Origin of the sequence: Psychrobacter sp. APC 3279, assembly GCF_030407795.1 — a bacterium.
Classification (GTDB): Bacteria; Pseudomonadota; Gammaproteobacteria; order Pseudomonadales; family Moraxellaceae; genus Psychrobacter.
Genome location: NZ_JASDCR010000002.1, coordinates 1 through 24,706, shown reverse-complemented (window position 1 = coordinate 24,706; position 24,706 = coordinate 1). Strand labels below are relative to the sequence as shown.

The following is a 24,706-nucleotide window of genomic DNA, read 5'->3' as shown; positions in this document are numbered from 1 at the left end:
TTAGCCCATTGACATTGTTTTAAGCACGTTGACCAAAGATAGCGGTTCCGACACGTACCATCGTTGTGCCGCTTTCTATCGCTTCTGCCATATCACCACTCATACCCATACTAAGCGTATCCCAACCACTTAACTCTGGATGGTCAGCTTTAATCTCTTCAAACAACTGCTTAGTTCGAGCAAAGGCATCCGTATTTGCCTTAGCAGGAATAATCATCAGACCACGTAGCTGTAGACGCTCGTAGCCTTTTATCGCTGTTATCAGCTCTGGCAACTGGGCTGGCAAACATCCGGATTTGCTATCTTCGTTATCGATATTTAATTGGATCAGCACATTCAATGGTGGCAGGTCAGCTGGTCGTTGGTCATTCAATCGTTTGGCGATGATATCGCGCTCAACAGTTTGTACCCAATCAAAGTGCTCTGCAATGTCACGTGTCTTATTACGTTGAATACTACCGATATAATGCCAAACGATACTCTTGCCTACAGGTTGAGCTTTAAGAGCAGCAATTTTTTCGATGGCTTCTTGTAGATAGTTTTCACCAAAATCACGCTGTCCTTGTTCTGCTAAAGTTGCAATCATATCGGCAGGTTTCGTTTTCGAAACAGCCAGCAGCATAACATTATCAGCCTGTCTGTCAGCATGATCACACGCTTGCTTCATCTGCTTACTAACTTGTTGCCAGTTATCGATAAGTGTCACTTCATCAATATTGCCATTCATTTCCTTCATATTTTGCCCTTACTGCTTGATTAATTTTTTGAGATTTTTTTCTGCAATTTTTATTATAAAAAAAAACATAACTATCCGATTTTTAAAAGTAAATTGAAAATAATTTCTATAAGAATTATTTTAAAACGATCCAGTTCTATTTTTTCTTAATTTAGTAGATGGTTAAATACTCATAGTCTTGTTATGATATTGTTACATGCTTTAACATATGCTGCTGAATATGCTAGTGATGGTAAAGACCTGTACTGGTGAGCTTCTTATCATCTTTTATTATATTAAGGTTATCGATAAATAGTTTACCACGTACTTTTATAGTGTTTTGTCTTACCTAGACTAAGTGATAGGAATATCAAATTATGGCTGAAAAAAATAATCTTAATATCGAAGACTTGCTGCGCTTTACCGTTAAGCATAAGGCGTCAGATTTACATATTTCAGCGGGTATGCCGGCAATGATACGTGTTGATGGTGAAATGACCCGTATCAATATGCCAGAGATGACCCATCAGGTCGTGCATCAGCTTATTTATGACATCATGAATGATAAGCAACGTGCTGACTTTGAAGAGTTTTTTGAAACGGATTTTTCTTTTGAAATTCCTAATCTAGCACGTTTTCGTGTCAACGCTTTTAATCAAAACCGCGGTGCAGGTGCTGTATTTCGTACCATTCCTTCCAAAGTATTAACGATGGAAGACTTAGGTATGGGCGATGTTTTTAGACGCGTTTCAGACTTTAAGCGTGGTGTGGTATTGGTCACGGGCCCAACAGGTTCAGGTAAGTCAACAACACTTGCAGCGATGATTGATTATATTAACGAAAGCCGTAAAGAGCATATTTTAACTATTGAAGATCCGATTGAATTTGTACATCAATCTAAAAAAAGCTTGATCAATCAGCGTGAAGTACACCGTGATACTTTGGGTTTTGAGCCAGCACTGCGCTCTGCCCTACGTGAAGATCCCGATGTAATCTTGGTAGGTGAGCTACGTGACCTTGAGACCATCCGTTTGGCATTGACGGCAGCAGAGACTGGTCACTTAGTGTTCGGCACCTTGCATACCAGCTCAGCGGCTAAAACAATTGACCGTGTTATTGATGTATTCCCAGCTGCTGAAAAAGATATGATTCGTGCGATGCTGTCAGAATCATTGCAAGCTGTTATTTCACAGACCCTGTTACGTCGTCAAGCGGGTGGACGTATAGCCGCCCATGAAATCATGATAGGTACCCCTGCTATCCGTAACTTGATACGTGAGAACAAAATCGCTCAGATGTATTCTGCTATCCAAACGGGTGCAGGTGATGGCATGATTACCCTCGATCAGACGTTAAAGAACTTGGTAAGTAAGGGAACCATTAGTAAAGATGTTGCTCGTCCTTATGCCAAGCAGCCTGAGGCATTTTTATAGTACTGACAGACAGTATTGACAGATACCACTAAAAATAACAAACAACTTATGGTCTCTGTAATTACTTTCTTACTTTTTACTGACGTATTTGAAATATGATTTTAATTGACTTACATCTGGTATAGGTGCGATATGGACATTGATAAACTATTACAGTTGATGATCAGCAAAAATGGCTCTGACCTTTTTATTACTGCTGACGTAGCGCCTTCCATGAAAGTGAATGGAAAAATTTTACCTGTCGGTAGGACACCTTTGAGTGCTGAGCAAACCATGAGATTGGTCAAAGGTGTAATGACACCAAGCCAGCAAAAAGAGTTTGAAGAAACCAACGAATGTCAATTTGCCATCTCTGATGAAGCACAACAAGCTCGTTTTCGAGTCAGTGCATTTATACAGCGTGATATGGCAGGAATGATTTTAAGGAAAATTGAAAATAATATTCCAACGGTTGAAGAGTTACGTTTACCGCCAGCGCTAAAAGAGTTGGCCATGAAAAAACGCGGTATTATTCTATTAGTTGGCGCAACAGGTACAGGTAAATCTACTACCCTTGCGGCAATGATAGGACATCGCAATCAAAACTCTCATGGTCATATCATTACGATAGAAGACCCTATTGAATTTGTCCATAAACATCGCGGCTGTATTATTACCCAGCGTGAAGTTGGTATCGATACCCATTCATTTGAAGCAGGCCTAAAAAACACGCTACGCCAAGCACCCGATGTTATCTTAATCGGAGAGATTCGTAACCGTGAAGTCATGAGTTATGCTATTCAGTACGCAGAAACAGGCCATCTAGTGTTTGCAACGTTGCACGCAAACAATGCCAACCAAGCAATTGATCGTATCATTCACTTCTTTGAAACCAATCGCCATAACCAGTTATTTATGGATTTGTCGTTGAACCTGCAAGCTATTATCGCGCAGCAACTTATCCCCACACCTGATGGTAAAGGGCGACGCGCTGCTATTGAGATTTTGCTAAATTCGCAGCTGATTAGTGACTATATCCGTAAAGGAGAAGTCCATGAAATCAAAGATGTGATGACACGCTCACGAGACAGTGGCATGCAAACCTTTGATCAGGCACTTTTTGATTTGTATGAACAAGGAGAGATAACGTATAAAGAAGCGATTTTACATGCCGACTCTCCTAATGATCTACGCCTAAAAATTAAGCTCAGTAGCAAAAACGGCAAGGCTAATTTAGATGAAGGTGCTGATAGTTTATCGTTAGATGTGAGCTAAATTATTGCGCTTTCTAGGCATAATAGACATATAAAAAGAAACCCTCGTTATAAATAACGAGGGTTTTTTACTGTTCAATATCGTAGTACTAGTAGAAATAAGCGTTTCTACTAGTACGCTAGACAATTATTTCGCGCTATCTCTACAGGCTTGATCCGCACAAATGCCATATAGCACGAGAGAATGCCCAGACAGTTTAAAGCCATGTTTTTCTGCTACTTTTAGTTGCTCTTCTTCGATGACTTCATTATGAAACTCTATAATCTTGCCACACACATCACAAACTAGGTGATCGTGATGCTCTTCTTGGGTAATCTCAAATACAGATAGATTGTTTTCGAAGTTATGACGCTCAACAATACCTGCTTGTTCAAACTGTGTCAGTACACGATAGACAGTGGCAAGACCTACATCTTCACCTTGCTCGATAAGCGCCTTATACACTTCTTCTGCACTCATGTGGTGCAGCTCTGCGCTTTCTAATAGCTCTAAAATTTTGATACGAGGTAACGTGACCTTGAGTCCTGCTCTACGTAAATCTTGATTGGTAAAAGAAGCCATAATATCCCTTTTGACTGTGACAGCCTTAACAAATAGAAAATATGAGATAAATAATCAACAAAGATTATTTTTATTTAATATAAAGTAAATGATTAATAATAAACTGATAAAACTTACGCAGACATCTCTCTTATTATTTTCTAAATATCGAGATGCAAGCCTATGAATTTAAAATATAATTAATCTAACTATTCAGATTGTGTTTGGTAAATAATGTCGTAAGTGGTAGGCAATTGCAAGTAAATGACGTATCATTTGTCCAAGATTGTCGGTCAGACTGGTACGACCTCACGCTGGCCACACCTAATTCATTTCTTATGAGTCATCTTACCATGATAAAGACATTAAATTTCCGTCCGTTAAGCCACACCAGCGCATTACGTAAGATCGTTATCACCAGTATGCTTAGCGCTACTGTTGCTATGTCTGGCTGCTCATTATTGAGTGTTTATAAGATTGATTTGCCACAAGGCACAGCGATTACGCAAACCCAAGCTCAAAAGCTAAAAGTGGGTATGAATCAAAACCAAGTTCTTTATACTCTTGGCAGCCCTGCGATTCGAGATACTCTTGAGCCTAAACGCTGGGATTATATCTATGACTACAAAGCAGGCACCGAAGGTAGCCGCAAAGGCATCGCAGATGTCAAAAACGCCAGCCAGCATTTAGTTGTTTACTTTGATGATAATGGTTTGGTCACGCGCATCGAAGGTATTGAGAGTCTGCCAGCATCATAGTTAGCGAAACCTATTAGCTTAAATAGTTAACGGTTAGCTACGAGATTTATTTTTGCGCTGAGACATAGGATCAGCGCTTAAACTACGATATACCTCGATACGGTCAAAAGGCTGTAGCAAATAGCTTAATGGCTGTTTCTGTGCATAAATCCCTACATGCCAACGTTTCGCAGTTGGCGTGGTGATATCTATTACTTGCTCACACCACTTCGCCAGTTCTGCAAATTTCTCAAGCCACCCTGCTTGCGCCAATGCTTCATGCAAACTAGTACCTTGTCTAACCTGCAAAGCTAGATAATGCTGGCGCTGCTCATCTTCAGCATACGCCAGATATACGGTCATTAGATTGGCTTGCGTAGACTGTGGCACACTGCTGTCACGACCTTCGACTGTTAGCTCAACCACTGCATCACCCAACCTACCAATGCTAGCAGTAATGCTAATGGTACGACTAAACGTATCGCCACTCGCCACAAGTTATAAACTGCTTCATTGCTAAAATTTAACGACTTGCGTAGATGGCTAATCTTCATCTGCCAACCCGCAAATACTGATAATAATAGTACAGCAATGCTACTAATAATGACCAAGATGCCAACTAACCATGCTGTCGGAATCGCAACCACTAATAGTAACGCTACAGCAAAAGTGATTATCAAACTAACTAATAATCCAAACTTATGCGTTAACTGTTGAGTACTGTAATGGAGCAAGTAACTGGCTACAAATAACACCCCGCCCCAATATAAAAGCTGTCCAATCGGCGGTAGCGACATACCACTAGTAAATAAAGCCACTACTCCTATCAGCAGTTGCAATACCCAAATCGGTAACACTAGCTTGGTTGCACGGTACTCACGAGTAGCAACTCTGTTTTTTGCTTGCTGATTGTTGGCTTCTACCGCTGTGACTGTCTGTTTGCTCACCAAGTTCTGACCGAACCAGTATAACCCTGTACCCGCACCGACACTCACTAATGCTAACGCGACTGCGCGTGCCCATTCCGTCAAACTGACATCAGTCATGGCAAAACCAGCATTTGGCACACCGTTTGCGAACCCTAGCAGCAACCCTATTACCATCAATCCTAAACCAATAGGTAATGGCGCAATGCCCAGCAAGCTTAAAAGTACCGCGATGACCATCAGGCCTGCAGCAACTGCGAAGCTAGGTACATCGGGTACGCTATTTAGCTCAGTTAATGCAGACAATACACCTGTACTTGCGCCAGATATAACCAACGCTGCAATCACAATAGAAACGAGCGCCGCTAACCAACCAAAGCTACGCCAAATCGGACTGACATCTGCTTCACGAGTGAGCTTTTGCATACCCGCTAGAGGTCCTTCGACACTGCGATAGGCCAATGCTATCTCAGCGTAAACAACTGGCAGCGCAACCAATACCATGGCTAATAGCCATAGTAACCAAAAGTCAATCTCACCAATTGACGCAGGTGCAAACCAACGAAATAGCAATAACGGTAGTAGCGCCGCGATAAAATAAGAAGCATAACGGATCATCATAATTTCAATCCAAACGATCTAATTAATACCATTCACAAAAACTGGATTAGCAAACGAAACAAGTGCAAGTACCACGCATGGTAGACTGAACATGTTTGAAAAAGCCAATTGTATTTTGAAAATTGGTATAAAGTGAATAACGATAATTTATAATTATACAGAGCAACGACTGGCTTCTGTAAATGAATTCAGCTAAATACTGTCTTAATATAAGGGACAAACAGTTATAAAAAAACCCCGAAATCGGGGTTTAGTCATTCAGATATAATCAATATGCGATTCAATACTCAGTGGCTTTGCTCAATGGCCTTCTATGCAAAGCAAAGTATGTATCAGATATCGCATCAATGCGACTCAATTAGTGAATAGCACTTACATAGTCTGACAGGATACGAATGTCACGATCTGATAGTTTCGATGCAACCGTTTGCATCATACCCATCTCGCCTTCTTTGGCGGCATCATTGACTCGTTTTTGATCATCGCTATCGATATCATCAACACGTCCAGCGGCACGGAATAGTTTTAGCTGAGTAGCAATATACTGAGCGTGCTGTCCACCTAGTTTTGGAAATGCAGCCCAAGTGTTACCTGCAGCATCTGGACCATGACAGCCGGCACAACCAATAACACCGCGCGACTTATCACCGCCCAAGAATAGTTTAGTCGCTTCTTGGTTGGTTGCAGGATTGCCGTAGCCAACGCCCCAAGGCGCTTGACTGGCGTAATAACCTGCTACGTTGGCTAGGTCTTGCTGAGACAGATTAGCAACTTGTGACTGCATGATACCGTTTTTGCGATAACCTGCTTTAAAGTTGACTAGCTGTTTATATAGGTACTTTACGTTTTGGCCGCCAAGGTTTGGCTGTGCAGGAACAATGCTGACGCCATTAAGACCATGACAAGCGGCACAAACGGTTTCTGCAACTTTTTGACCTGCATTGACGTCATATTCAGGAACAATAATAGCAGCTTGTACGCTGAAACTTGCAACGCATAAGCTGGCAGCAGCGATTAACTTTTTCATTGATACAAATCCTACTAGCTCGGCGTAAGCATTATTTAGAGTGATTGCACTGGTAAGATACCTGATATAGCCGCCTCTTTAATCATGAGAATGGCGTATATTTTGAGGTCTTGGACACAAGCAGTCTGAAAGTACTTACTAACATCAGGGTTTATTTTCGATTATTATAGCAAGACTTTGTATCATTTGCCTACTTAATCATAGTATCCATCAGTTTTCTGGCAACACAATATACAATATGACGTAAAAACAAAAAGCGCAGATAGGTTATTAGCCCAGCGCTTTATTTTATATGTTTAAATTATATTTATAAGTCGATTATTTGCTCATATATTCGATAAGTTTACGATAGTCGTCATCACTACATTTGTCGCAAAGACCACCTGCTGGCATCTGCGGCATACCACCTTTGACAGACTTAATGAGTGTCGGCATACTTTTTTGTTTAATCAGCTGTTGCCATTTGGCACTATCACCTTTTTTGATGGCATTTAACGCCCCACTATCGTGACAGGCTGCACATGAGTTATTATAGGTAGTGGCGATATCCGCCGCACTTGCGCTGCTAAACATAATGCCAATTAATAATAGTGCAGCACTGCTAGCCGTTATAGCGCGATAGCTCGTGCTAAGAAGTTTACTGATTGAAAACATAGAGCACCTCCTCGTGATATTTCACGTGTCTCATCAATCGTTCTATTAAACATCCTTCGTTAAACATTGTAACAATATATGTCATATAAACATAGAGAATTTGGATATGGCTTTGTTAAAGCTGAGAACTTGTCTTAATGACTGACCAACTTTAATGTTATCCTACTATTTATATGATGCTAATCGCAGTTATTTCAATAAGTAAGACACGGAATAGTATAGAATAGCCAGTAATATTAAATAGCTACTTTTATGATTTGCACATAACTGTATTGATAAAGAACAGACTTTTAACTTGATTTACTTATTGCCTTACCAATTACTTGACCGCACCGATGACTTGAATCATCAGCTGACTAAAATTTTATAATCGCATCCAATTTTTTAAGATTAATGAGCCATTTATGAGTACCCCGTTTAACGATGTCGCCGCTGAACATGCCTTGTTCAATACCAAATCTCGTCAGAAAATTCAGCAAACTGAGTTTATGATGTCAGCACCTACTTTTCGTCTCTGTCCGCCTGACATGGGATTGGAAGTCGCTTTTGCAGGTCGTTCAAACGCTGGCAAGTCGTCAGCCATCAACGCCTTAACCAATCAGCGTCAATTGGCTCGCTCGTCTAAAACGCCTGGACGCACGCAGATGATTAACTTTTTTAGTATCGGTGATACTGACAGACGTTTGGTCGATTTGCCTGGTTACGGCTATGCAGCTGTTCCGCTAGAGATGAAAAAAGAATGGCAAGTTGAACTAGAAGAATACTTGGTATCACGCTCAAGCCTTGCAGGCTTGGTACTAATGACAGATATTCGCCATCCGCTTAAGTTTTTTGATGAGCAGATGCTACACTGGGCAAACGATGGTGAACTACCAGTACACATTCTGCTAACTAAAGCAGATAAACTGAAGTACGGTGCTTCTAAAAACGCCCTCCTTGAGACTCGTAAACGCCTGAAAAAACTGGGCTTAAACTGTACCATTCAGTTGTTTTCGGCTCTCAGAAAAGAAGGTCTCGATGAGTTGGCTGGGATAATGGGCAACTGGTATGAGTATCAGCTTGATGCAGACAAAATCATTGAATCATCTTTTGCGTTGCTAGAAGGCGCTGAGTTAGAAGACGCTATTGAAAAAGATAGCGCTGAAAAAGACAGCTCTCAAAAAGAAGGCGCTCAAAACGAAAGCAAATAGCTATCATAGTTTTCCATAAAAAAAGGGTTTATCGCTATTACGATAAACCCTTTTTTATTGCCTGTTTATTCACTCATTATTATCATCGGTATGTTATAAAAATAATGAGGGTTATAAAAGTAGCTCTACCCGCATAGCAAATCCACTAGCGCTTGTGGAGTACCAACCTGATAGGTTGGATTTTGCTCCGCAAGCTCTGCACTCGTTGCCGTACCATAGTTCACCGCTATACTGGTCATGCCCAATGCTTTTGCCATTTGAATGTCATAGATACTGTCACCGATAAACACAGCATCAGAAACCTGCTGCTGCGTGTACTCCAAGATATCGGTTAACATCTGCGGATCAGGTTTAGAGCCTGACTCATCAGCACAACGCGTAATCGTAAAATAATCATGGCTATCTGAGGCATCTAATACACGATCTAGCCCTTTTCTTTTTTTACCCGTTGCTACGGCGAGCGTTTTGCCCTGCTGTTGCAACGTTTGCAACATATGATCTATCGGCTCAAATAGCGGCGTACTGTGACTATTGGTAATATAGTACTCTGCATAGGTTTGCTGAATCTCAAGCAGTTGCGCATCGTTTGCCTGCGGATATAAAATCTTGATGCCATTCATTAAGCTCAGACCAATGATATCTTTTACGGCTTTATCAGTCGTCTCAAACCCGTGTGCTTCCCCAGCCACATGCATAGACTCAACGATTAGACCGATTGAATCCATTAGCGTGCCGTCCCAATCAAATATAATCAATGTCTTGTCAGACAGATTGTGTTCTACCGATAGTTGAGCATTTATAACACACTCTGAAGTTGTAGCTGGTTTGGTCATGGATTTACCTTAATGAATAACAATAATAAATAGCAGATACTAAAACGTCACGGTGGCTTATTCGTAAAAATAAGATATCGTGACGTTTAGAAAAATACAAAAATAGTTTGGCTTAAGAACTTATTTTAAAAAACTATTCAGGCAATTTCGTTGTTTCTGGTAGCCAATCTGCCATATCGTCTGGCAATGGCGCAGTAATGGTCTTGTAGCCTGGAATATCTAAGCGCCATGCATGTAAACACAGACGATGTACGCCTGATTTGTCATGAACGTTATATTTGTCATCACCCAAGATGGCATGACCGATATGCGCTAAATGCACACGGATTTGATGAGTGCGACCCGTCAATGGCTTGGCTTCAATTAAGCTGACTGGCTGACTATTAATCGTAAAGCGATCATGAATAATAATATCAGTCTGGCTTTCTTTCGCTTGTGGGTCTTGGCTATCTACTTTCACTCGGCGCTCACCACTAGCAAGCGTATAACGTAGCAATGGTGCATTGATACGCTGCTCATTAAGCGCAGGCTGTCCTTTGGCTAGACATAGATAGTGCTTTTGAATAGTCTTGTCTACCAAGTGCTGCTGTAACACTTTGAGCGTTGAGCGTTTTTTGGAAATCATCAGTAGCCCTGATGTGTCTTTATCAATGCGATGGATTAGCTCTAAGTATTTTTTACCTGTCACTTCACGCATCGCTTCGATAACCCCAAAGTCCAAGCCGCTACCGCCATGCACAGCGATACCAGAGGGCTTGTTTAGCACTAACAAACCGTCATCTTCATAGACCACACGAGCCAGCAAGCTTTTGGCGAACTCGGTACTAATAATTGGTTTTTCACGCGTTGCTAGCTCTACAGGAGCAATACGTACCACATCTTCACGCTGCACTCTATCGTGTGCTTTGCAGCGCTTATTATTGACACGTATCTCATCTGAGCGAATCATTTTATAGATATGTGATTTTGGCAAACCTTTTAAACGGTTTAACAAAAAGTTATCCAAACGCTGATCGTGTTGATGGCGCGTTACTTCGAGGTAGTTCACCTTACCGAAGTTGCTAATCTCATCGTCAGCGCTTTGTGGGCGTGTTTTGCTATTAAAAATAGCAGGGGCTTCATGGGTAGTAGCGTCGTCAGTCATTTTTGAGTTTGTCATTTTTAGTTAGGTATTTACACAAAGATTTGCTATAGTTTAGCATGTTGAGCGACAATTAAGCAGAGGCGACAGCAATAATCATTGTTGTTACAAATAGTTGACCACCATTTTATTGCTTGTCAGTTTTCCACTACATGCCAGTAAAGCGGTTGACACTATTTATCCTGCTGACCTGACACGTTTCATCTGATTTTAGGGCGCGTTATTTATTTAGAGGTATTACTTACCAAATATAGCCCTACAAATTAAAAATACTGTACTGAATGTTATTCGGTACCATAAAATAAATAGTGACACTAAATACCATCGCGTTAATCACTCTGATAATAAATCAGCTTATTAACCGATTACAACACAACACTGACTCACTAATTGCATGACAACGACCGTACTCGATAATCAATCATTATTTAATGACTATTTATCTGATGGTTCTTTATGCCAGCATAGTTGAGCAAGTATGGGTAGTTTAGCGTTAGGATCGAAAAGTATATCGATAGCTGCCTAAGTATTGGTGGTCAAACAGATGACGATAACAATGTAAATACGATACCACGCTGACAAGCTGGTCCATTACTCTGTTTGCCAAGTACGCCCCGCTGATAACAAAAGCTGCGACACCTAACCTTGAAACACCCAAGATATTATTGACGTTAGACAAAGAACGATAAACAAAGAGTAACCAATTGCTTCGCCTGAACAAACAACCGCTGAATGACGCCACTATATAGTAGCAATCATGACCGCAATATTATTGTTAGACTTTGATGGATGAATGGCAACAGCACCACGCCTTTTTAATATCAGTATTTTTTAGAACTGTAACTGACCCTCGCCCACGCTTACAACGTGCGCTGAAATCACTACCAATAGAACGTACTGAGAATAAGAGCGCTTTAACTCGCTGACCCAATCATATATGTACCAAGTTTACTGATGATAAAATATAAGTACCGTAGCCTTACAGCCTATATTACTGATATTAACGTGAGCACTGCTCATTACTTCAGGTAAAAAAGAAGCCATTGAAAAAGCCCATGTGCTTTATGAAACCCACGATTTACGTTCTACCGTTAATGAACATCTACACACGCTAATCACAATATTAGCCACACTTGCCACTATGTCCTAAAGACTGTCTTATCGTTGTCATGCGTACTCATAGGATACAAATATGAAACGCATTTTGATCAACGCTACTCAAAACGAAGAGATTCGTGTCGCCTTATGTAAAGGCAATCATCTGTACGATTTCGACCTAGAAAACCGTACTCGCGAGCAAAAAAAATCTAACATCTACAAAGGTCATGTGACCCGTGTTGAGCCATCGCTCGAAGCAGTATTCGTTGAATACGGTTCTCAGCGTCAAGGTTTTTTGCCGATTCGTGAAATCTCTGCTGAATACCTAAGCGGCAACCCACGTGACGAAAACATCAAAAAACTGATCAAAGAAGGCGACGAGCTAATCGTCCAAGTCGAAAAAGAAGAGCGCGGCAATAAAGGCGCTGCCCTATCGACGTATGTGTCATTAGCAGGTCGCTACCTAGTATTGATGCCAAACAACCCTCGCGGTGGTGGTATCTCACGTCAAATCTCGGGCAAACTGCGCGAAGATATGAAGCGTATGCTGAGCAACCTTGATTTACCAAAAGGCATGAGTGTTATCATTCGTACTGCTGGTATTGGTAAAACGCAAGAAGACTTGCAGCACGACCTAAATCACTTGCTCAATATTTGGCAAGCCATTCAAGAACAAAACCAGAAATACCCTTCACCGCGCTTGGTTCACCAAGAAGCGGGCGTCGTCACACGTGCTGTTCGTGATTATCTGCGTGATGATATCGCTGAGATTTGGATTGATAACGAAAACGCTTACATTGAAGCGGCTGGGTTTATCGATGCGGTAATGCCAAAACAAGCCGAAAAGCTACGCAAATATACCGATTATGAACCGATGTTTTCGCGCTTCAATATCGAAAAACAAATCGAAACCGCTTATCAGCGTGAAGTTCGTCTGCCATCAGGTGGTTCAATCGTTATTGACCAAACAGAAGCACTGGTCTCTATCGATATTAACTCAGCTAAGTCAACCAAAGGTTCAGATGTTGCTGAGACCGCTTACCATACCAACTTAGAAGCAGCTGATGAGATTGCCCGTCAGCTTCGTTTGCGTGATATGGGTGGTTTGATTGTTATTGATTTCATTGACATGAATGACAACAAGCACCAAAAAGAAGTAGAAAAACGTCTAATCGACGCGACCAAATACGATCGTGCGCGCGTTCAATTTGGTGATATTTCCAAGTTCGGTCTAATGGAAATGAGCCGTCAGCGTCTACGTCCTTCCTTAGAAGAGTCAACAGGCTATATCTGCCCACGTTGTCATGGCAACGGTATGATTCGTGACTTGCGCTCATTGTCGCTATCTATCATGCGTCAAATTGAGCAAATCGCCCTTAAAGAACGCCAAGGTGAAGTACAAGCAGAGGTTCCAACGGACATCGCAGCATTCTTATTAAATGAAAAGCGCGATAGCTTGGTTTACCTTGAGCAAGACAGTGGCACGCGTATCACTATTTTGCCACACGCGCATTTAGAATCACCAAACTTCAAGCTCCATTTCAACCGCGATGGCTTTGCTCCATCGAGCTATGAACGTATCACTGATACTCAGCAACAAGAGCATAGTGACCTTGGCTACAACGTTGACTGGCAGACTGCTGAAAAAGAGCGTCCTGAACAGCAGCCTACTCGCCAGCCTCGTAAAACTGCAGATGATAAGCAGAGCCGCTCAAACGCGCAGCAGAATGCAGCCACGCAAGCACAGAACGATACGGTAAATCATAGCAATGATCGTCGTAATCATAAAAATACCAACGACGTGTCGCCTGCACATGCACCGCAAGCCAATAAAACCGCTAGTGTTGCCGCTCCAATAGCGCCGCAGACACAGAGTGTCGAAGCTACTGCTCAACCAAAAGCCGTTGCGTGGTTATCAAACCTATTTGCTCAAGCACCGCAAGCCACTACGACGCCTAGTGTCAGTAGCCGAGATGCCGCTGAAGCAATCGAAGCGCTAGTAAACACTGGCGCGCAAAGCTTAGGCTCGTTTGGTCAAGTTGATAGCAATGCATTGAATAGTGCCGCTTCAACTGGCGAGCAGCCAACTCCACAAAACAACAGTCCGAAAAACGACAGCCAACAGTCAGATAACAACGCTAATCGTCAACAGGCGCGTCGTAATGATAGCGATACTGACGACAGTAGCAATGAAGACAGAAGAAGACGTAAGCCGCGTAAGTCTAGATCTTCTAAGCCGCGTCAAAGAAAAGAGACGACTGACGAGAATACTGGCAACGTAAACAGTAGCTCAGAAAGCACTGGCTCAAACAGTGCTGATGACAAATCGTCTGATACTCAAGACCAAAGACAGCAAGACAAGCGTCAGAACGATAATAGACGCACGAACGATCGCAATCGCAATAACCGCCAAGATAGCAATCAACAGAACAGTAATCGTAACGCAAGCGAGCGCAGTGATGCTGATAACGAGAACAACTCTAAAGCAGATGAGCAAACTCGTACTAAGCGTAAATCGCATAGCCAACGCGGCTCACGCGGTAAGCTAGAGCGCGGTGAGACACTAACGGCTGACAGCGTTAAGAACAGCAAGCAGCAGAATGCTAGAAACAACGATGCTGCCAATAGCAAAAATCAACATAGCGCACGTCGCAATCAGGACCCTAATGAAGTCGTGCTACAGGTTAATGAAGCGCCAACTGAGCTAAAAGCCCTTGAAGTGGTTCATCTATCTTTAGATGATAGCAAATCCACACAGGCCAAAACTCAGCCTAGTGAGAAGCAAAGCGCGACAAATAACGTAGCAAAAGATGAGCGTTCAAACGAAACAGCTGCTCAAAAACCTACTGATAAGCATAGTAGCAATGAGCAGAACACTGATAAGCAAAACACCAGTGCTCCGAACGCTGATAAAAAAAGCGATAACGCAAAAAGTACGGTGGAAGCAAACGCTAATCAAGTAAATGACGATAAGCGTGCAACTACTGAACAAGCTAAGGTGCAAAACGATGCTCCTAAGCATGAGCAGGCGGCTGAAGAGAAAAAAGCACCTGTAGCTGTAGAGGCACCATCGACCTCTACGAGTAACACCGAAAGTAAAGCTGAAGCTCCAACGTCAGTAACTGCTGATGCTGAAAAAGCTACAGAGACTCCAAAACAGCAGGAAACCAAGACTGCTGAAAATGTGAGTAAGGGCGATGAAGCTCAAAATACTCAGGCTGATAGTAATAGTGCAAGCACAAGTAGTGTGAGTAACTCAGCACTTGAGCTAACCCATGAAGCACTATTTGGCGCACGTTACGTGACTGCTGAGAAATTTGGGCAAGCAAGTAACGATCCTCGTGTAGTACTTGCTAAGCAAGCCACTCAAGTGGACAAGCCTGCTGCTACTAATGTGCCAGCAATACGTGGCACGGTTGGTGAGTTTATTCGTGCAACGCTACCAGAGGCGCAAACGCGCTTAGCAGAAGAAGGCATTATCAACTGCTTTATCGCGACTATTGCGCTGCATAATGAGCAATCTCATAGTACTGATAATAGCTCTGATGCTGCTAGCCAGAGCTTTGACTTTAGCAACTATGGCTATCAACCATTAGCTGCCGACTACCTTGCACGCTTTGAATCGATGACGCAAGCTGTCAGTCAATTCGCAGCAGCACAAGGTAAGACAGACGTTGAGCCACGTGCTATCACTAAGCGTGCTAGCAACGATCCACGCGGACAGCATCCTGATTATCAGGAACCCGCTGTATTGAGCGTACCTGCTGAACAAGTAAGTGACGCGGAACCAGCTATCACTGAGCAAACCGATAGCAAAGTCGATGCGCATGACGTTGAAGCAACTGCCCTCGCCAATCAGACACAGACAGAAAACGTCAGTGCTGATAGTGAGCAATTGCTAGAAGTCGAGCGTGCTCAGTCAGAAGCTAAGGATATAGAAGTCGAAACCTCTACAGAGCAAACTGTCAGTGTGGTAGAAGATGCTGCAGAGACTGAGCAGACGACTGAATCGGCAGTAGAAGAAGCTACTAAAGAGGCTAGCAAAGAAGACAGTCAGGCAGCTAAGTCTAAGACGACCATAGCCAGTTATAAGAATATGATCGAAAATGTGGCTGAGCAATTGCTGCCACAGACCGGTATGTTTAATCTGACTACGCCAAAAGTACCAAAGGCGCGCAGTCGTAAGCCTAAGACGGAGCATAAGAAGCCGACGCAGGCTGAAAAACTAGCATCTGACGATACAGACAGCGACAGCTAGTCATATAAGCTTAAATGTAAAAGCCCCAAAGCTATTCGTAGCTTTGGGGCTTTTTAGTTTAATACAGTCAAACTTACTTGCTAATTCAAACGAGAGACAATAGAAAGCAGATAAGCTTAGTGCGCAGAAGACGCTGTGTCATCTTTACCACGCATTTTGCCAATAGTAGTAACAATAGCTACCACAATAGCGCCAACGATTAGGCCGACCAACCCATTTAACAATGACGCGGTTAACCCTTCAAATACCCCAGTAAGATGGGCAATGTCTTCTACACTGTGATGCAAAAAGCCGATACCGTGAACGATAATACCGCCGCCCACCAAGAACATCGCAATCGTGCCCGCTATGGATAAAAACTTCATAAGCTTTGGCGCAGCTGCAAGCATAAACTCGCCAAATTTGCGTTTACTATCACCTGCTTGTGAGTTTTCAATCAAATGCAGACCCGCATCATCAATCTTTACGATGCCTGCAACTAAGCCATAAATACCGACGGTCACGACAGCAGCCACTATCGAAAGTACAATGCCTTTTTGGACAATATCGCCACCAGCTGCTGTAACTGCGCCTAAAGAGATAACAATAATCTCAGCTGATAAGATAAAGTCTGTACGTATGGCACCTTTGATTTTGTCTTTTTCAAACGCGACCAAATCTACCGACTCATCTGCATTGGCTTTTAAACGGGCATTTTGCTCTTCATCATGAGGCAACAACTTCGGCCAAAATTTGTGAATGACCTTTTCAGCCCCTTCATAACTCAGGTATAACCCTCCGATCATCAATAGCGGAGTAATCAACCACGGTATAAAATAACTGATCAATAGCGCCGCTGGTACTAAAATCACTTTGTTCACGGCAGAGCCTTTGGCAACTGCCCAAATGACGGGGAGCTCACGATTTGGCTTAACCCCTGTGACCTGCTCGGCATTGAGTGCTAAATCATCCCCAACTAAGCCCGCGGTTTTTTTGGCGGCAACTTTGGTCATGACGCTCACGTCATCCATTAAGACGCTGATGTCATCGAGTAAGGTTAATAAACTGGCACCTGCCATGTGTGCTCCTTAAAGCAAATTTGTTAAAGTAAGTCGTTCTCAAATAGTTTATACAACGCATTTTATATAGATTTTTATAAAAACAATGCGATTAGCCTTAGACTACAAGTTCAAGCAACTATATTAAATAGCACAAATGTATCTTATTTTTTGAATTTATGTTGATAGCTATTCTTTAAAGTTGGCTTTACTGATACTTCTTGGCTGCCTTCCCTTTGCTATTATTTGGCATAAATATGGTAATATGAAGACCATGACTGCCTATCTTTTATTATCAATAAGTTATAAGAACCTCTTCAATGTTAGACCTTTAAAACACTGCCAAGACACATTACTATATAGAAAAGTTTATAGCGTTTTTATAACGAACTCATGATTAGGCGCGACGCCTATAGGAAACCCGTATGCCGTTCCCCACTATCAAAAATACCACCTTGCGTAACCCTCTTTCTCGTACCGTTCTATCTCGTTTTATGATGAGTGCGCTGTTAGTTGGTATCGCTGCTGGCTGCTCAAACAATGCCGCTGATGCAACCAGCAATACCAGTGTTGTAAACGCTGCACAGACAAAAACCTCTGCTACTAAACCTTCAGCTGGTAATGATGCAACCGTGGTGAAAGCGTTACAGGCGAATCTAAAAAGCTCTGGTATCGAGGAAACTATCGTCTCAGCCGTACCGACAGATATGGATGGTATTTATTGGGTGACCGCTGAAGGTCTACCTTCTTTCTTTACTGATAAAGCTGGCAAGCATATTATTCAAGGTCAGATCATCGCTGTAGGTGATGCCGCTCCGGTTGATATCAGTGCCGCATTGGTTGCTACGACAGCACAAGAAGCGCTAAAAGCCGTCGATAAAAAAGACATGGTGATTTATCCAGCAAAAGGCGAAACCAAGGCTGTCATCTATGCCTTTACCGACGCAGACTGTGGCTACTGTCGTAAACTACATTCTGAAATGGATGATATCAATGCGCGCGGTATTGAGGTTCGTTATCTGGCTTGGCCACGCAGTCAGGAGTCTGTACCAAAGATGGAAGCTATCTGGTGTAGTCAGGATCGTAAAGCGGCGATGGATCAAGCAAAGATCGGTGCCAATGTACAAGCCCCCAGCTGTGCCAACCCTGTCCAAGAACATATGGCTCTAGGCTCAAGACTTGGTGTGCGCGGTACGCCTGCGGTGTTTACCGAGACAGGACAACAAGTAGGTGGCTACTTGCCTGCAGCAGAATTGGCACAAGCGGTAGGCGCTAACTAATAATGTAAATTACGAACTTAGTCACTCATATTAGTGACTAATATTGGCAATCAAGCATAAATGACATATACATATGCCAAACAAGATTGAAGCTACCGCTTTTTTGTAATCGTAAGCTGATATAACCTTGATGACGTTGTCTTTATAACATTGGCTTTTATGAGATTGTATAGACGTCACAATGCCTTGTCGGTATGATACGATAAAGCGCGATGCAAAATGAGCAACACCCCTTTTATTTGAACTTTTTTTATTCAACTATGATGAAGTAGATAGGCAGGCAGCATTAGACAATGCGCACAGACGTCATGTTTGATGTCGCAGACTCATTTGACACTGTCGCCGCTTATACTGACTTCATTGTATTTAACCTCTTGAGGATACTGTGAGTAATTCCATCAAACTAGCGATACTTGGTCTGGGCACCGTCGGAACGGGCGTGATCAATCTGATCAATGACAATTTAAATGAGCTAAAACGCCGTAGCGGACGCGACATTATTATTACCGAAGTCGGTACACGTCGTCAGCGTGATGATATTGATACCAATATCATGCAAAACAGCGATCTGATGGCAATTGCCGCAAGCGACAACGTCGATATTGTTATCGAAGTGATTGGTGGGACTACCTTAGCCAAAGACGTCATTATGCAGGCCATTAAAAACGGCAAGCATGTGGTTACGGCAAACAAGGCTCTACTCGCTGAACACGGCAATGAGATCTTTGCCTTCGCTGAAGAAAACAATGTGCATGTTGCTTATGAAGCAGCGGTAGCAGGCGGTATTCCGATTATCAAGGTAATGCGTGAAGCACTTGCTGCCAACAAAATCGACTGGCTCGCGGGTATCATCAACGGTACTGGTAACTTTATCATGACCGAAATGCGTGATAAGGGTCGTCCGTTTGCCGACGTATTGAGCGAAGCACAAGAGTTAGGTTATGCAGAGGCTGACCCTACTTTTGATGTTGAAGGTATTGATGCTGCTCATAAATTGGCGCTACTTGCCTCAATCGCATTTGGTATCCCGCTACAGTTTGATAAAGTCTACTGTGAAGGTATCACTGGTATTACCCTGCAAGACGTGAACTATGCCGAAGAACTTGGTTACCGTATCAAGCATTTAGGGTTTGCCGTACGCCGCGATAGCGAAAACGATGGTGATGCAGGCGTTGAATTACGCGTACATCCAACACTTATTCCACAAGATGCGCTATTGGCGAACGTCAATGGTGTAAAAAACGCAGTACTGGTCAACTCACATCCACTTGGTCAGACGCTCTATTGCGGCGATGGTGCTGGTGCTGGTGCAACCGCTTCTGCAGTGATGGCCGACGTCATGGATTTGGTTCGTGTACTGGGTAGCAAAGACCGCGACGATCAGAGCAACACTGGACATCATGTCCCGCATTTAGCATTTATCCCTGACCAGCTATCAGACACGCCTATATTGCGTGCTGATCAGATGGTAACTGGATACTATTTGCGTGTGCATGCCTATGATAGCCCAGGTGTATTGGCAGATATCACGCGCATCCTAAGTGATGCTGGTATCAACATCGATGCAATCTTGCAAAAGCCTGCGCATAAAGTAGGTCAAGTGCCGGTGATTATTCTGACGCTACCTGTGATCGAGAGTCAGATGAATCTTGCTATCGAAAAAATTGAAAAGTTAGAGACCATTACTGATAAAGTGGTACGCATACGATTAGATGAGCTAGCATAAACCACCTACTGAAGAAGACAGATGCTTATAATATAAGCAAAAGCTAGCCAATTGGCATCTGATTTCTTGGTAGATACTTAATCAAAACGCACAACAAGGAATAATAACGATGTCAAATGATGCAATTGTAATTCTAAACGGCGCACGTACACCAATGGGTGGCTTTCAGGGCGCACTAAAAGACATGAGTGCTACCGAGCTGGGCGCCGCCGCTATCAAAGCTGCCGTCGAACGCTCAGGTGTTAGCGCTGACAGTGTTGATGAAGTCATTATGGGTTGTATCTTGACGGCAGGTCTAGGTCAAGGCCCTGCTCGTCAAGCCATGCGTAAAGCAGGTCTACCGGATGCGACTGGTGCTGTCACGATCAATAAGCTTTGTGGTTCAGGCCTAAAAGCCGTCATGCAAGCACACGATGGTATCAAAGCGGGTAGCTTCAACGTCGCTGTTGCAGGTGGCATGGAGTCAATGACCAATGCACCGTATATCATGCCAGGTTCACGTGGCGGCTATCGTATGGGTCATAAAGAAGTCAAAGATCATATGTTCTTAGATGGCCTAGAAGATGCCGATACTGGCAAGTTAATGGGTATGTTTGCTCAAGAAATGGCTGATGAAAAAGGCTATACACGTGAGCAAATGGATGAGTTTGCTATTGAGTCGTTGAACCGTGCGCTGACTGCTATCAAAGACAACCACTTTAAAGATGAAATCGAGCCTGTTACGTTTGCCACGCGTAAAGGAGAGCAAACTGTTGATACCGATGAGCAACCTGCCCTTGCTAATGCTGATCGCATTCCTACTTTACGTCCAGCATTTGCTAAAGACGGTACGATCACTGCCGCAAACGCTAGCTCAATCTCAGACGGTGCTGCAGCTGTCGTCGTGATGAAAGAGTCACAAGCGAAAGCCGAAGGTCTTGATTATCAAGCTCGCATTGTTGCTACTGCCTCAAACTCACGTCACCCAAGCGAGTTCACCATTGCGCCAATCGGTGCCATTGAAAAAGTATTAACAGGTGCTGGCTGGTCAGTAGATGATGTAGATCTGTGGGAAATTAACGAAGCCTTTGCGATGGTTACTATGGCTGCAATGGACGAGCTGAAACTTGACCATGCTAAAGTAAATATCGAAGGCGGTGCATGTGCCCTTGGTCATCCAGTAGGCTGTTCAGGTGCTCGTATTCTAATTACGCTTATCAACTCTCTAAAACGTACTGGTGGCAAAAAAGGCATCGCAACGCTATGTATCGGTGGTGGTGAAGCGGTAGCTGTTGCTATTGAACTTGCTTAAATAAAGCAGGTCTAACTGACTTAAAGTAAGTCAATTGAATAATAGCTAGATAGTTATTGTTTATTGAGAAACCGCATTGCTAATGGTAATGCGGTTTTTTTGTGTCTCTTTTCTTTCGATGAATGTTGAATATTACTCTGTGTAAAGTCTCGTTAACTTCTACCCCCTCCTATGTTATGCCACTTACAGCGTATTACACGCAATTACTGCAAGTGCACATTTTGCTACCTTGCTCATATATCTCATCAAAAATCACGGTGTTAGGATAGCTACAAGTTGATAGGGAAACTATTGATTTGGTCTACCGTTAACTGTAGTACATATGGTTTTGCTAAAAACTAATAACAACACTAACCATTACATTATAAAAAATAAACTCGCAAAAAAGGAATATAACAATGAGTCAACTAATCCGTTTAAAAGATATTCAAGCTACTCATCAAGATTTAATTGGTGACGACTATTATGATCCAACGCACAAAACTGCTTACGGTATCAATGAAGAAAAAATTGGTAAAATCGAAGGTGCTCTAGTAGAAGATACTACTGGTCGTATTCGTTACTTAATTGTAGATGCAGGCGGCTGGTTTAGTTCAAAAGAAGTACTGGTACCAGCAGGTTTAGCCCGTATCGTTGGTGATGATGTCTTCTTTGATAGCTTGACCAAAACACAAGTAGAAGCCATGGAAGTATACGATCACGATTATCAATACAGCTATAAAGAGCAGTACGAAAGAGATCGTCAAGCATTTACTGCTGATACACTCCCTGTAGAAGATCGCGTCGATATTGCAGACCACTCTTATGATGCACCAAATACATTAGAGTTATTAGAAGAGCGTTTAACGGTAAACAAAGACCGTATCGTTGCTGGTCTAGTAAAAGTAGGTAAGCATGTCGTTACTGAAGAGCGCAATGTCGATGTAGATCTAGAAGAAGAACATGCCAATATCCAACGTACTAGCGTAGATCGCCCAACAGATCGTCGTATTGGTGATCTCGATGCTACTGAAACAGTTGAAGTTGAGCTACAGGCCGAACGTGCTCGCGTCAGCAAAGAAACCTATGTTTCTGAAGAAGTAAATGTTGGCAAGACGACCGATCATCACACTGAAACTGTGGTTGAGACCATTCAACGCGAAGAGCTAGATGTTGATGGCGACGGTAATGTGGTTGACCGTGAAGGTAACTTGGTAGACCGTGATGGTATCACAGCAGAAGATGTACGCCGTGCTCGTGGCATGTAATATGCTAATACGTCATAGTTTAACGACGTAAGTTTCCTATATCGTCAATTAAATATGATAATAGTAAGTAGCTAATCTCATACGTTTAGCCATTAAGATCAGAGCATGTCTCTGGTCTTTTTTGTATTCATAACATGAGCGAATGGTTTATAGTATTCAATGTAGCTAGTTGATATATGTGGTTAATTAACATATAACGTTTGAAATTATTAGAAATTCATCATTTTATAATTATAAAGGAATAATAATGACTACTGAAAATGGAAACAGCCTTTACCAAGATAACTTGGATAAAGAACAAAATATCTCAACGAAGCAGACGAATAATACCGTCAATGTTGGCCACTTAGAACTATTAGAAGAACGTCCTGTGATTAACAAAGAACGCTTGGACGTGGGTAAAGTGACCGTCACCAAGCATTCACGTACTAAAACTGTCGAAGTGCCAATTGAGTTGGTAGAAGAATATATCACCATTCGTACTGAGTACCATGACGCGGAGAGCCAAGACTTACTCTCTGGCAATTACGATGAAAAAGACATATTGCGCCACGTCGAACCTTCTTTGGATAGCAAAGCTGTAGTGACCATTAATGGTAAACAAATAGAGATTGGCGATGAACCGATTGATATTGTACTATCTCGCCAAGTGGCTACTATTACCAAAGACACCTACGCTATTCAAGACATTGAAATTAACAAAAGCACCCATGTGCATACTGATAGCATTCAAGTAGAGCTCAAGCATGAAGAGTTAGATGTGACTGAAGAAGGTCTGTTGGCTCATGGTTCTGATACAACTCCGTTAAAATAAGCGCTGATAGTTTAGTTACTATAAAATAGTATGATTGATAAAGATTATTTCACAACATAAAAAAGCAACGCTATCTTAGCGTTGCTTTTTCGATGCTTATCACTTACTAAATATTGAAGACAAATTATGAGGCTTCATTACACTCAAATGTATTAACATTCGACTCATCGGTACCAGCAGTACGCATGACGCCAGTTTTACGAGCTTCATGCCCTACACGCCACTGTGTGAAGCCTTGACCACCATCAATTGCGGTCGCTACTTCAAATACTTCAGGATTACTACCTTCATTGGTTTGGTTCAACGTTACTGTACCCATGTCGGTTGCGACAACAACTTGATTGGCATCTTCTTTATAAGTCGCCTCAACTTTTAGTTCAGGTGTACATAGATACGACATCTGCATCACGCCGCTGTTTACTGAAGCGGTGGTATCACCTTCTACTTCGTTAAGTGAAGCGTCTTCGGTATCGACGACGACATCACTAGGTTCAGCAGGCTCCGCTGACATTGGAACAGACTCTTCTGTATTAGCTCCCTCTTCCATTCCCGACTCTGGCTCTGACTGTTGCTGACAAGCACTGACCGTCAAGGCGCCAGCCAACAAGCTTGTTAAAACTACTGAGCTGCGTACTTTTTTTAAGAATTCTACACTCATGACACTCTCCCAAATAAATATGTTAAACACTATAGCGTGTCCATAAATTCAAGCCTATGCTGAATTTGTAAGTAATCAATACAAAGTGTTTGTTGGTCTTAGGGCGTGTCATCAATTAAGCCAAATGACACAAGAAACCAGATAAATAGCACTCAAGAAATGACGGGCTAACTTATCATAGCGAGTAGCAATCGCACGATACTGCTTAATCTTGGCAAAGAAGTTC

21 protein-coding genes are annotated in these 24,706 nt (G+C 42.5%); 10 read left to right on the top strand and 11 right to left on the bottom strand.

Annotated features, from left to right (window positions below; all coding sequences use genetic code 11):
* Positions 1-19 precede the first annotated feature (19 nt).
* Positions 20-736 carry a YggS family pyridoxal phosphate-dependent enzyme gene (locus QL898_RS01070; RefSeq protein WP_201548548.1) on the bottom strand — a complete coding sequence of 239 codons (717 nt, stop codon included), beginning with the start codon at positions 734-736 and terminating at the stop codon, positions 20-22.
* A gap of 356 nt (positions 737-1,092) precedes the next feature.
* Here QL898_RS01070 and QL898_RS01065 point away from each other — a divergent pair, with 356 nt between their 5' ends.
* Together QL898_RS01065 and QL898_RS01060 are read left to right on the top strand one after the other, a co-directional pair.
* Complete coding sequence (locus QL898_RS01065) at positions 1,093-2,148, top strand: type IV pilus twitching motility protein PilT (RefSeq protein WP_057758253.1); 1,056 nt, start codon at positions 1,093-1,095, stop codon at positions 2,146-2,148.
* Positions 2,149-2,280: 132 nt separating this feature from the next.
* Complete coding sequence (locus QL898_RS01060; RefSeq protein ID WP_201548546.1) at positions 2,281-3,402, top strand: PilT/PilU family type 4a pilus ATPase; 1,122 nt, start codon at positions 2,281-2,283, stop codon at positions 3,400-3,402.
* Between the two features lie 126 nt (positions 3,403-3,528).
* On the opposite strand, the gene fur is transcribed toward QL898_RS01060, so the two are convergent.
* Complete coding sequence (gene fur / locus QL898_RS01055) at positions 3,529-3,963, bottom strand: ferric iron uptake transcriptional regulator (RefSeq protein ID WP_057758249.1); 435 nt, start codon at positions 3,961-3,963, stop codon at positions 3,529-3,531.
* 317 nt (positions 3,964-4,280) lie between these two features.
* On the opposite strand from fur, the gene bamE reads away from it, so the two are divergent.
* On the top strand, positions 4,281-4,700 hold the full coding sequence (gene bamE / locus QL898_RS01050) for an outer membrane protein assembly factor BamE (protein ID WP_057758247.1): 420 nt from the start codon (positions 4,281-4,283) through the stop codon (positions 4,698-4,700).
* A gap of 33 nt (positions 4,701-4,733) precedes the next feature.
* Here bamE and QL898_RS01045 read toward each other — a convergent pair whose 3' ends face one another.
* The 4 genes from QL898_RS01045 to QL898_RS01030 all read right to left on the bottom strand — a co-directional run bounded on the left by QL898_RS01045 (position 4,734) and on the right by QL898_RS01030 (position 7,907).
* Positions 4,734-5,105 (bottom strand): RnfH family protein, encoded by a 372-nt coding sequence (locus QL898_RS01045; RefSeq protein ID WP_227679338.1) that lies wholly within the window; start codon positions 5,103-5,105, stop codon positions 4,734-4,736.
* A complete protein-coding gene (locus QL898_RS01040) occupies positions 5,093-6,226 on the bottom strand; it encodes a hypothetical protein (protein WP_290175497.1) in 1,134 nt (377 codons plus the stop codon). The genes QL898_RS01045 and QL898_RS01040 overlap by 13 nt, the downstream gene beginning before the upstream one ends.
* 358 nt (positions 6,227-6,584) lie before the next feature.
* Positions 6,585-7,253, bottom strand: coding sequence for a c-type cytochrome (locus QL898_RS01035; RefSeq protein ID WP_101205531.1), 669 nt, complete (start codon positions 7,251-7,253; stop codon positions 6,585-6,587).
* A 318-nt stretch (positions 7,254-7,571) separates the two neighbouring features.
* Positions 7,572-7,907: a c-type cytochrome gene (locus tag QL898_RS01030; protein ID WP_201578891.1), complete on the bottom strand. Its 336-nt coding sequence runs from the start codon at positions 7,905-7,907 to the stop codon at positions 7,572-7,574.
* 404 nt (positions 7,908-8,311) lie between these two features.
* On the opposite strand from QL898_RS01030, the gene yihA reads away from it, so the two are divergent.
* On the top strand, positions 8,312-9,097 hold the full coding sequence (gene yihA, locus QL898_RS01025; protein ID WP_082624534.1) for a ribosome biogenesis GTP-binding protein YihA/YsxC: 786 nt from the start codon (positions 8,312-8,314) through the stop codon (positions 9,095-9,097).
* Between the two features lie 125 nt (positions 9,098-9,222).
* Here yihA and QL898_RS01020 read toward each other — a convergent pair whose 3' ends face one another.
* Together QL898_RS01020 and QL898_RS01015 are read right to left on the bottom strand one after the other, a co-directional pair.
* Positions 9,223-9,930 carry an HAD-IA family hydrolase gene (locus QL898_RS01020; RefSeq protein ID WP_057758237.1) on the bottom strand — a complete coding sequence of 236 codons (708 nt, stop codon included), beginning with the start codon at positions 9,928-9,930 and terminating at the stop codon, positions 9,223-9,225.
* Positions 9,931-10,063: 133 nt separating this feature from the next.
* On the bottom strand, positions 10,064-11,074 hold the full coding sequence (locus tag QL898_RS01015) for an RluA family pseudouridine synthase (RefSeq protein ID WP_101205527.1): 1,011 nt from the start codon (positions 11,072-11,074) through the stop codon (positions 10,064-10,066).
* A gap of 1,189 nt (positions 11,075-12,263) precedes the next feature.
* On the opposite strand from QL898_RS01015, the gene QL898_RS01010 reads away from it, so the two are divergent.
* A complete protein-coding gene (locus tag QL898_RS01010) occupies positions 12,264-16,427 on the top strand; it encodes an Rne/Rng family ribonuclease (protein ID WP_290175496.1) in 4,164 nt (1,387 codons plus the stop codon).
* 116 nt (positions 16,428-16,543) lie between these two features.
* Here QL898_RS01010 and QL898_RS01005 read toward each other — a convergent pair whose 3' ends face one another.
* Positions 16,544-17,485 (bottom strand): DUF808 domain-containing protein, encoded by a 942-nt coding sequence (locus QL898_RS01005; RefSeq protein ID WP_201548532.1) that lies wholly within the window; start codon positions 17,483-17,485, stop codon positions 16,544-16,546.
* Between the two features lie 404 nt (positions 17,486-17,889).
* On the opposite strand from QL898_RS01005, the gene QL898_RS01000 reads away from it, so the two are divergent.
* The 5 genes from QL898_RS01000 (at position 17,890) to QL898_RS00980 (ending at position 23,822) form a co-directional block, all read left to right on the top strand.
* Complete coding sequence (locus QL898_RS01000; protein WP_290175495.1) at positions 17,890-18,744, top strand: DsbC family protein; 855 nt, start codon at positions 17,890-17,892, stop codon at positions 18,742-18,744.
* Between the two features lie 385 nt (positions 18,745-19,129).
* Entirely contained in the window at positions 19,130-20,470 is a 1,341-nt protein-coding gene (locus QL898_RS00995; protein WP_290175494.1) for a homoserine dehydrogenase, read from the top strand.
* Positions 20,471-20,579: 109 nt separating this feature from the next.
* Complete coding sequence (locus QL898_RS00990) at positions 20,580-21,761, top strand: thiolase family protein (protein WP_290175493.1); 1,182 nt, start codon at positions 20,580-20,582, stop codon at positions 21,759-21,761.
* Positions 21,762-22,159: 398 nt separating this feature from the next.
* Entirely contained in the window at positions 22,160-23,008 is an 849-nt protein-coding gene (locus QL898_RS00985) for a PRC and DUF2382 domain-containing protein (protein WP_102090798.1), read from the top strand.
* 247 nt (positions 23,009-23,255) lie between these two features.
* Entirely contained in the window at positions 23,256-23,822 is a 567-nt protein-coding gene (locus QL898_RS00980) for a DUF2382 domain-containing protein (RefSeq protein WP_201548526.1), read from the top strand.
* A gap of 124 nt (positions 23,823-23,946) precedes the next feature.
* On the opposite strand, the gene QL898_RS00975 is transcribed toward QL898_RS00980, so the two are convergent.
* A complete protein-coding gene (locus tag QL898_RS00975; protein WP_290175492.1) occupies positions 23,947-24,480 on the bottom strand; it encodes a hypothetical protein in 534 nt (177 codons plus the stop codon).
* Positions 24,481-24,591: 111 nt separating this feature from the next.
* On the bottom strand, positions 24,592-24,706 hold a 115-nt coding region (locus tag QL898_RS00970; RefSeq protein WP_201547709.1), incomplete at its 5' end, for a transposase.

What these genes read in the sequence shown, in the direction of transcription:
- QL898_RS01070 (WP_201548548.1), bottom strand. Translation starts at nt 736, where the DNA reads ATGAAGGAAATGAATGGCAATATTGATGAAGTGACACTTATCGATAAC.
- QL898_RS01065 (WP_057758253.1), top strand. Translation starts at nt 1,093, where the DNA reads ATGGCTGAAAAAAATAATCTTAATATCGAAGACTTGCTGCGCTTTACC.
- QL898_RS01060 (WP_201548546.1), top strand. Translation starts at nt 2,281, where the DNA reads ATGGACATTGATAAACTATTACAGTTGATGATCAGCAAAAATGGCTCT.
- fur (WP_057758249.1), bottom strand. Translation starts at nt 3,963, where the DNA reads ATGGCTTCTTTTACCAATCAAGATTTACGTAGAGCAGGACTCAAGGTC.
- bamE (WP_057758247.1), top strand. Translation starts at nt 4,281, where the DNA reads ATGAGTCATCTTACCATGATAAAGACATTAAATTTCCGTCCGTTAAGC.
- QL898_RS01040 (WP_290175497.1), bottom strand. Translation starts at nt 6,226, where the DNA reads ATGATGATCCGTTATGCTTCTTATTTTATCGCGGCGCTACTACCGTTA.
- QL898_RS01035 (WP_101205531.1), bottom strand. Translation starts at nt 7,253, where the DNA reads ATGAAAAAGTTAATCGCTGCTGCCAGCTTATGCGTTGCAAGTTTCAGC.
- QL898_RS01030 (WP_201578891.1), bottom strand. Translation starts at nt 7,907, where the DNA reads ATGTTTTCAATCAGTAAACTTCTTAGCACGAGCTATCGCGCTATAACG.
- yihA (WP_082624534.1), top strand. Translation starts at nt 8,312, where the DNA reads ATGAGTACCCCGTTTAACGATGTCGCCGCTGAACATGCCTTGTTCAAT.
- QL898_RS01020 (WP_057758237.1), bottom strand. Translation starts at nt 9,930, where the DNA reads ATGACCAAACCAGCTACAACTTCAGAGTGTGTTATAAATGCTCAACTA.
- QL898_RS01015 (WP_101205527.1), bottom strand. Translation starts at nt 11,074, where the DNA reads ATGACTGACGACGCTACTACCCATGAAGCCCCTGCTATTTTTAATAGC.
- QL898_RS01010 (WP_290175496.1), top strand. Translation starts at nt 12,264, where the DNA reads ATGAAACGCATTTTGATCAACGCTACTCAAAACGAAGAGATTCGTGTC.
- QL898_RS01005 (WP_201548532.1), bottom strand. Translation starts at nt 17,485, where the DNA reads ATGGCAGGTGCCAGTTTATTAACCTTACTCGATGACATCAGCGTCTTA.
- QL898_RS01000 (WP_290175495.1), top strand. Translation starts at nt 17,890, where the DNA reads ATGCCGTTCCCCACTATCAAAAATACCACCTTGCGTAACCCTCTTTCT.
- QL898_RS00990 (WP_290175493.1), top strand. Translation starts at nt 20,580, where the DNA reads ATGTCAAATGATGCAATTGTAATTCTAAACGGCGCACGTACACCAATG.
- QL898_RS00985 (WP_102090798.1), top strand. Translation starts at nt 22,160, where the DNA reads ATGAGTCAACTAATCCGTTTAAAAGATATTCAAGCTACTCATCAAGAT.
- QL898_RS00980 (WP_201548526.1), top strand. Translation starts at nt 23,256, where the DNA reads ATGACTACTGAAAATGGAAACAGCCTTTACCAAGATAACTTGGATAAA.
- QL898_RS00975 (WP_290175492.1), bottom strand. Translation starts at nt 24,480, where the DNA reads ATGAGTGTAGAATTCTTAAAAAAAGTACGCAGCTCAGTAGTTTTAACA.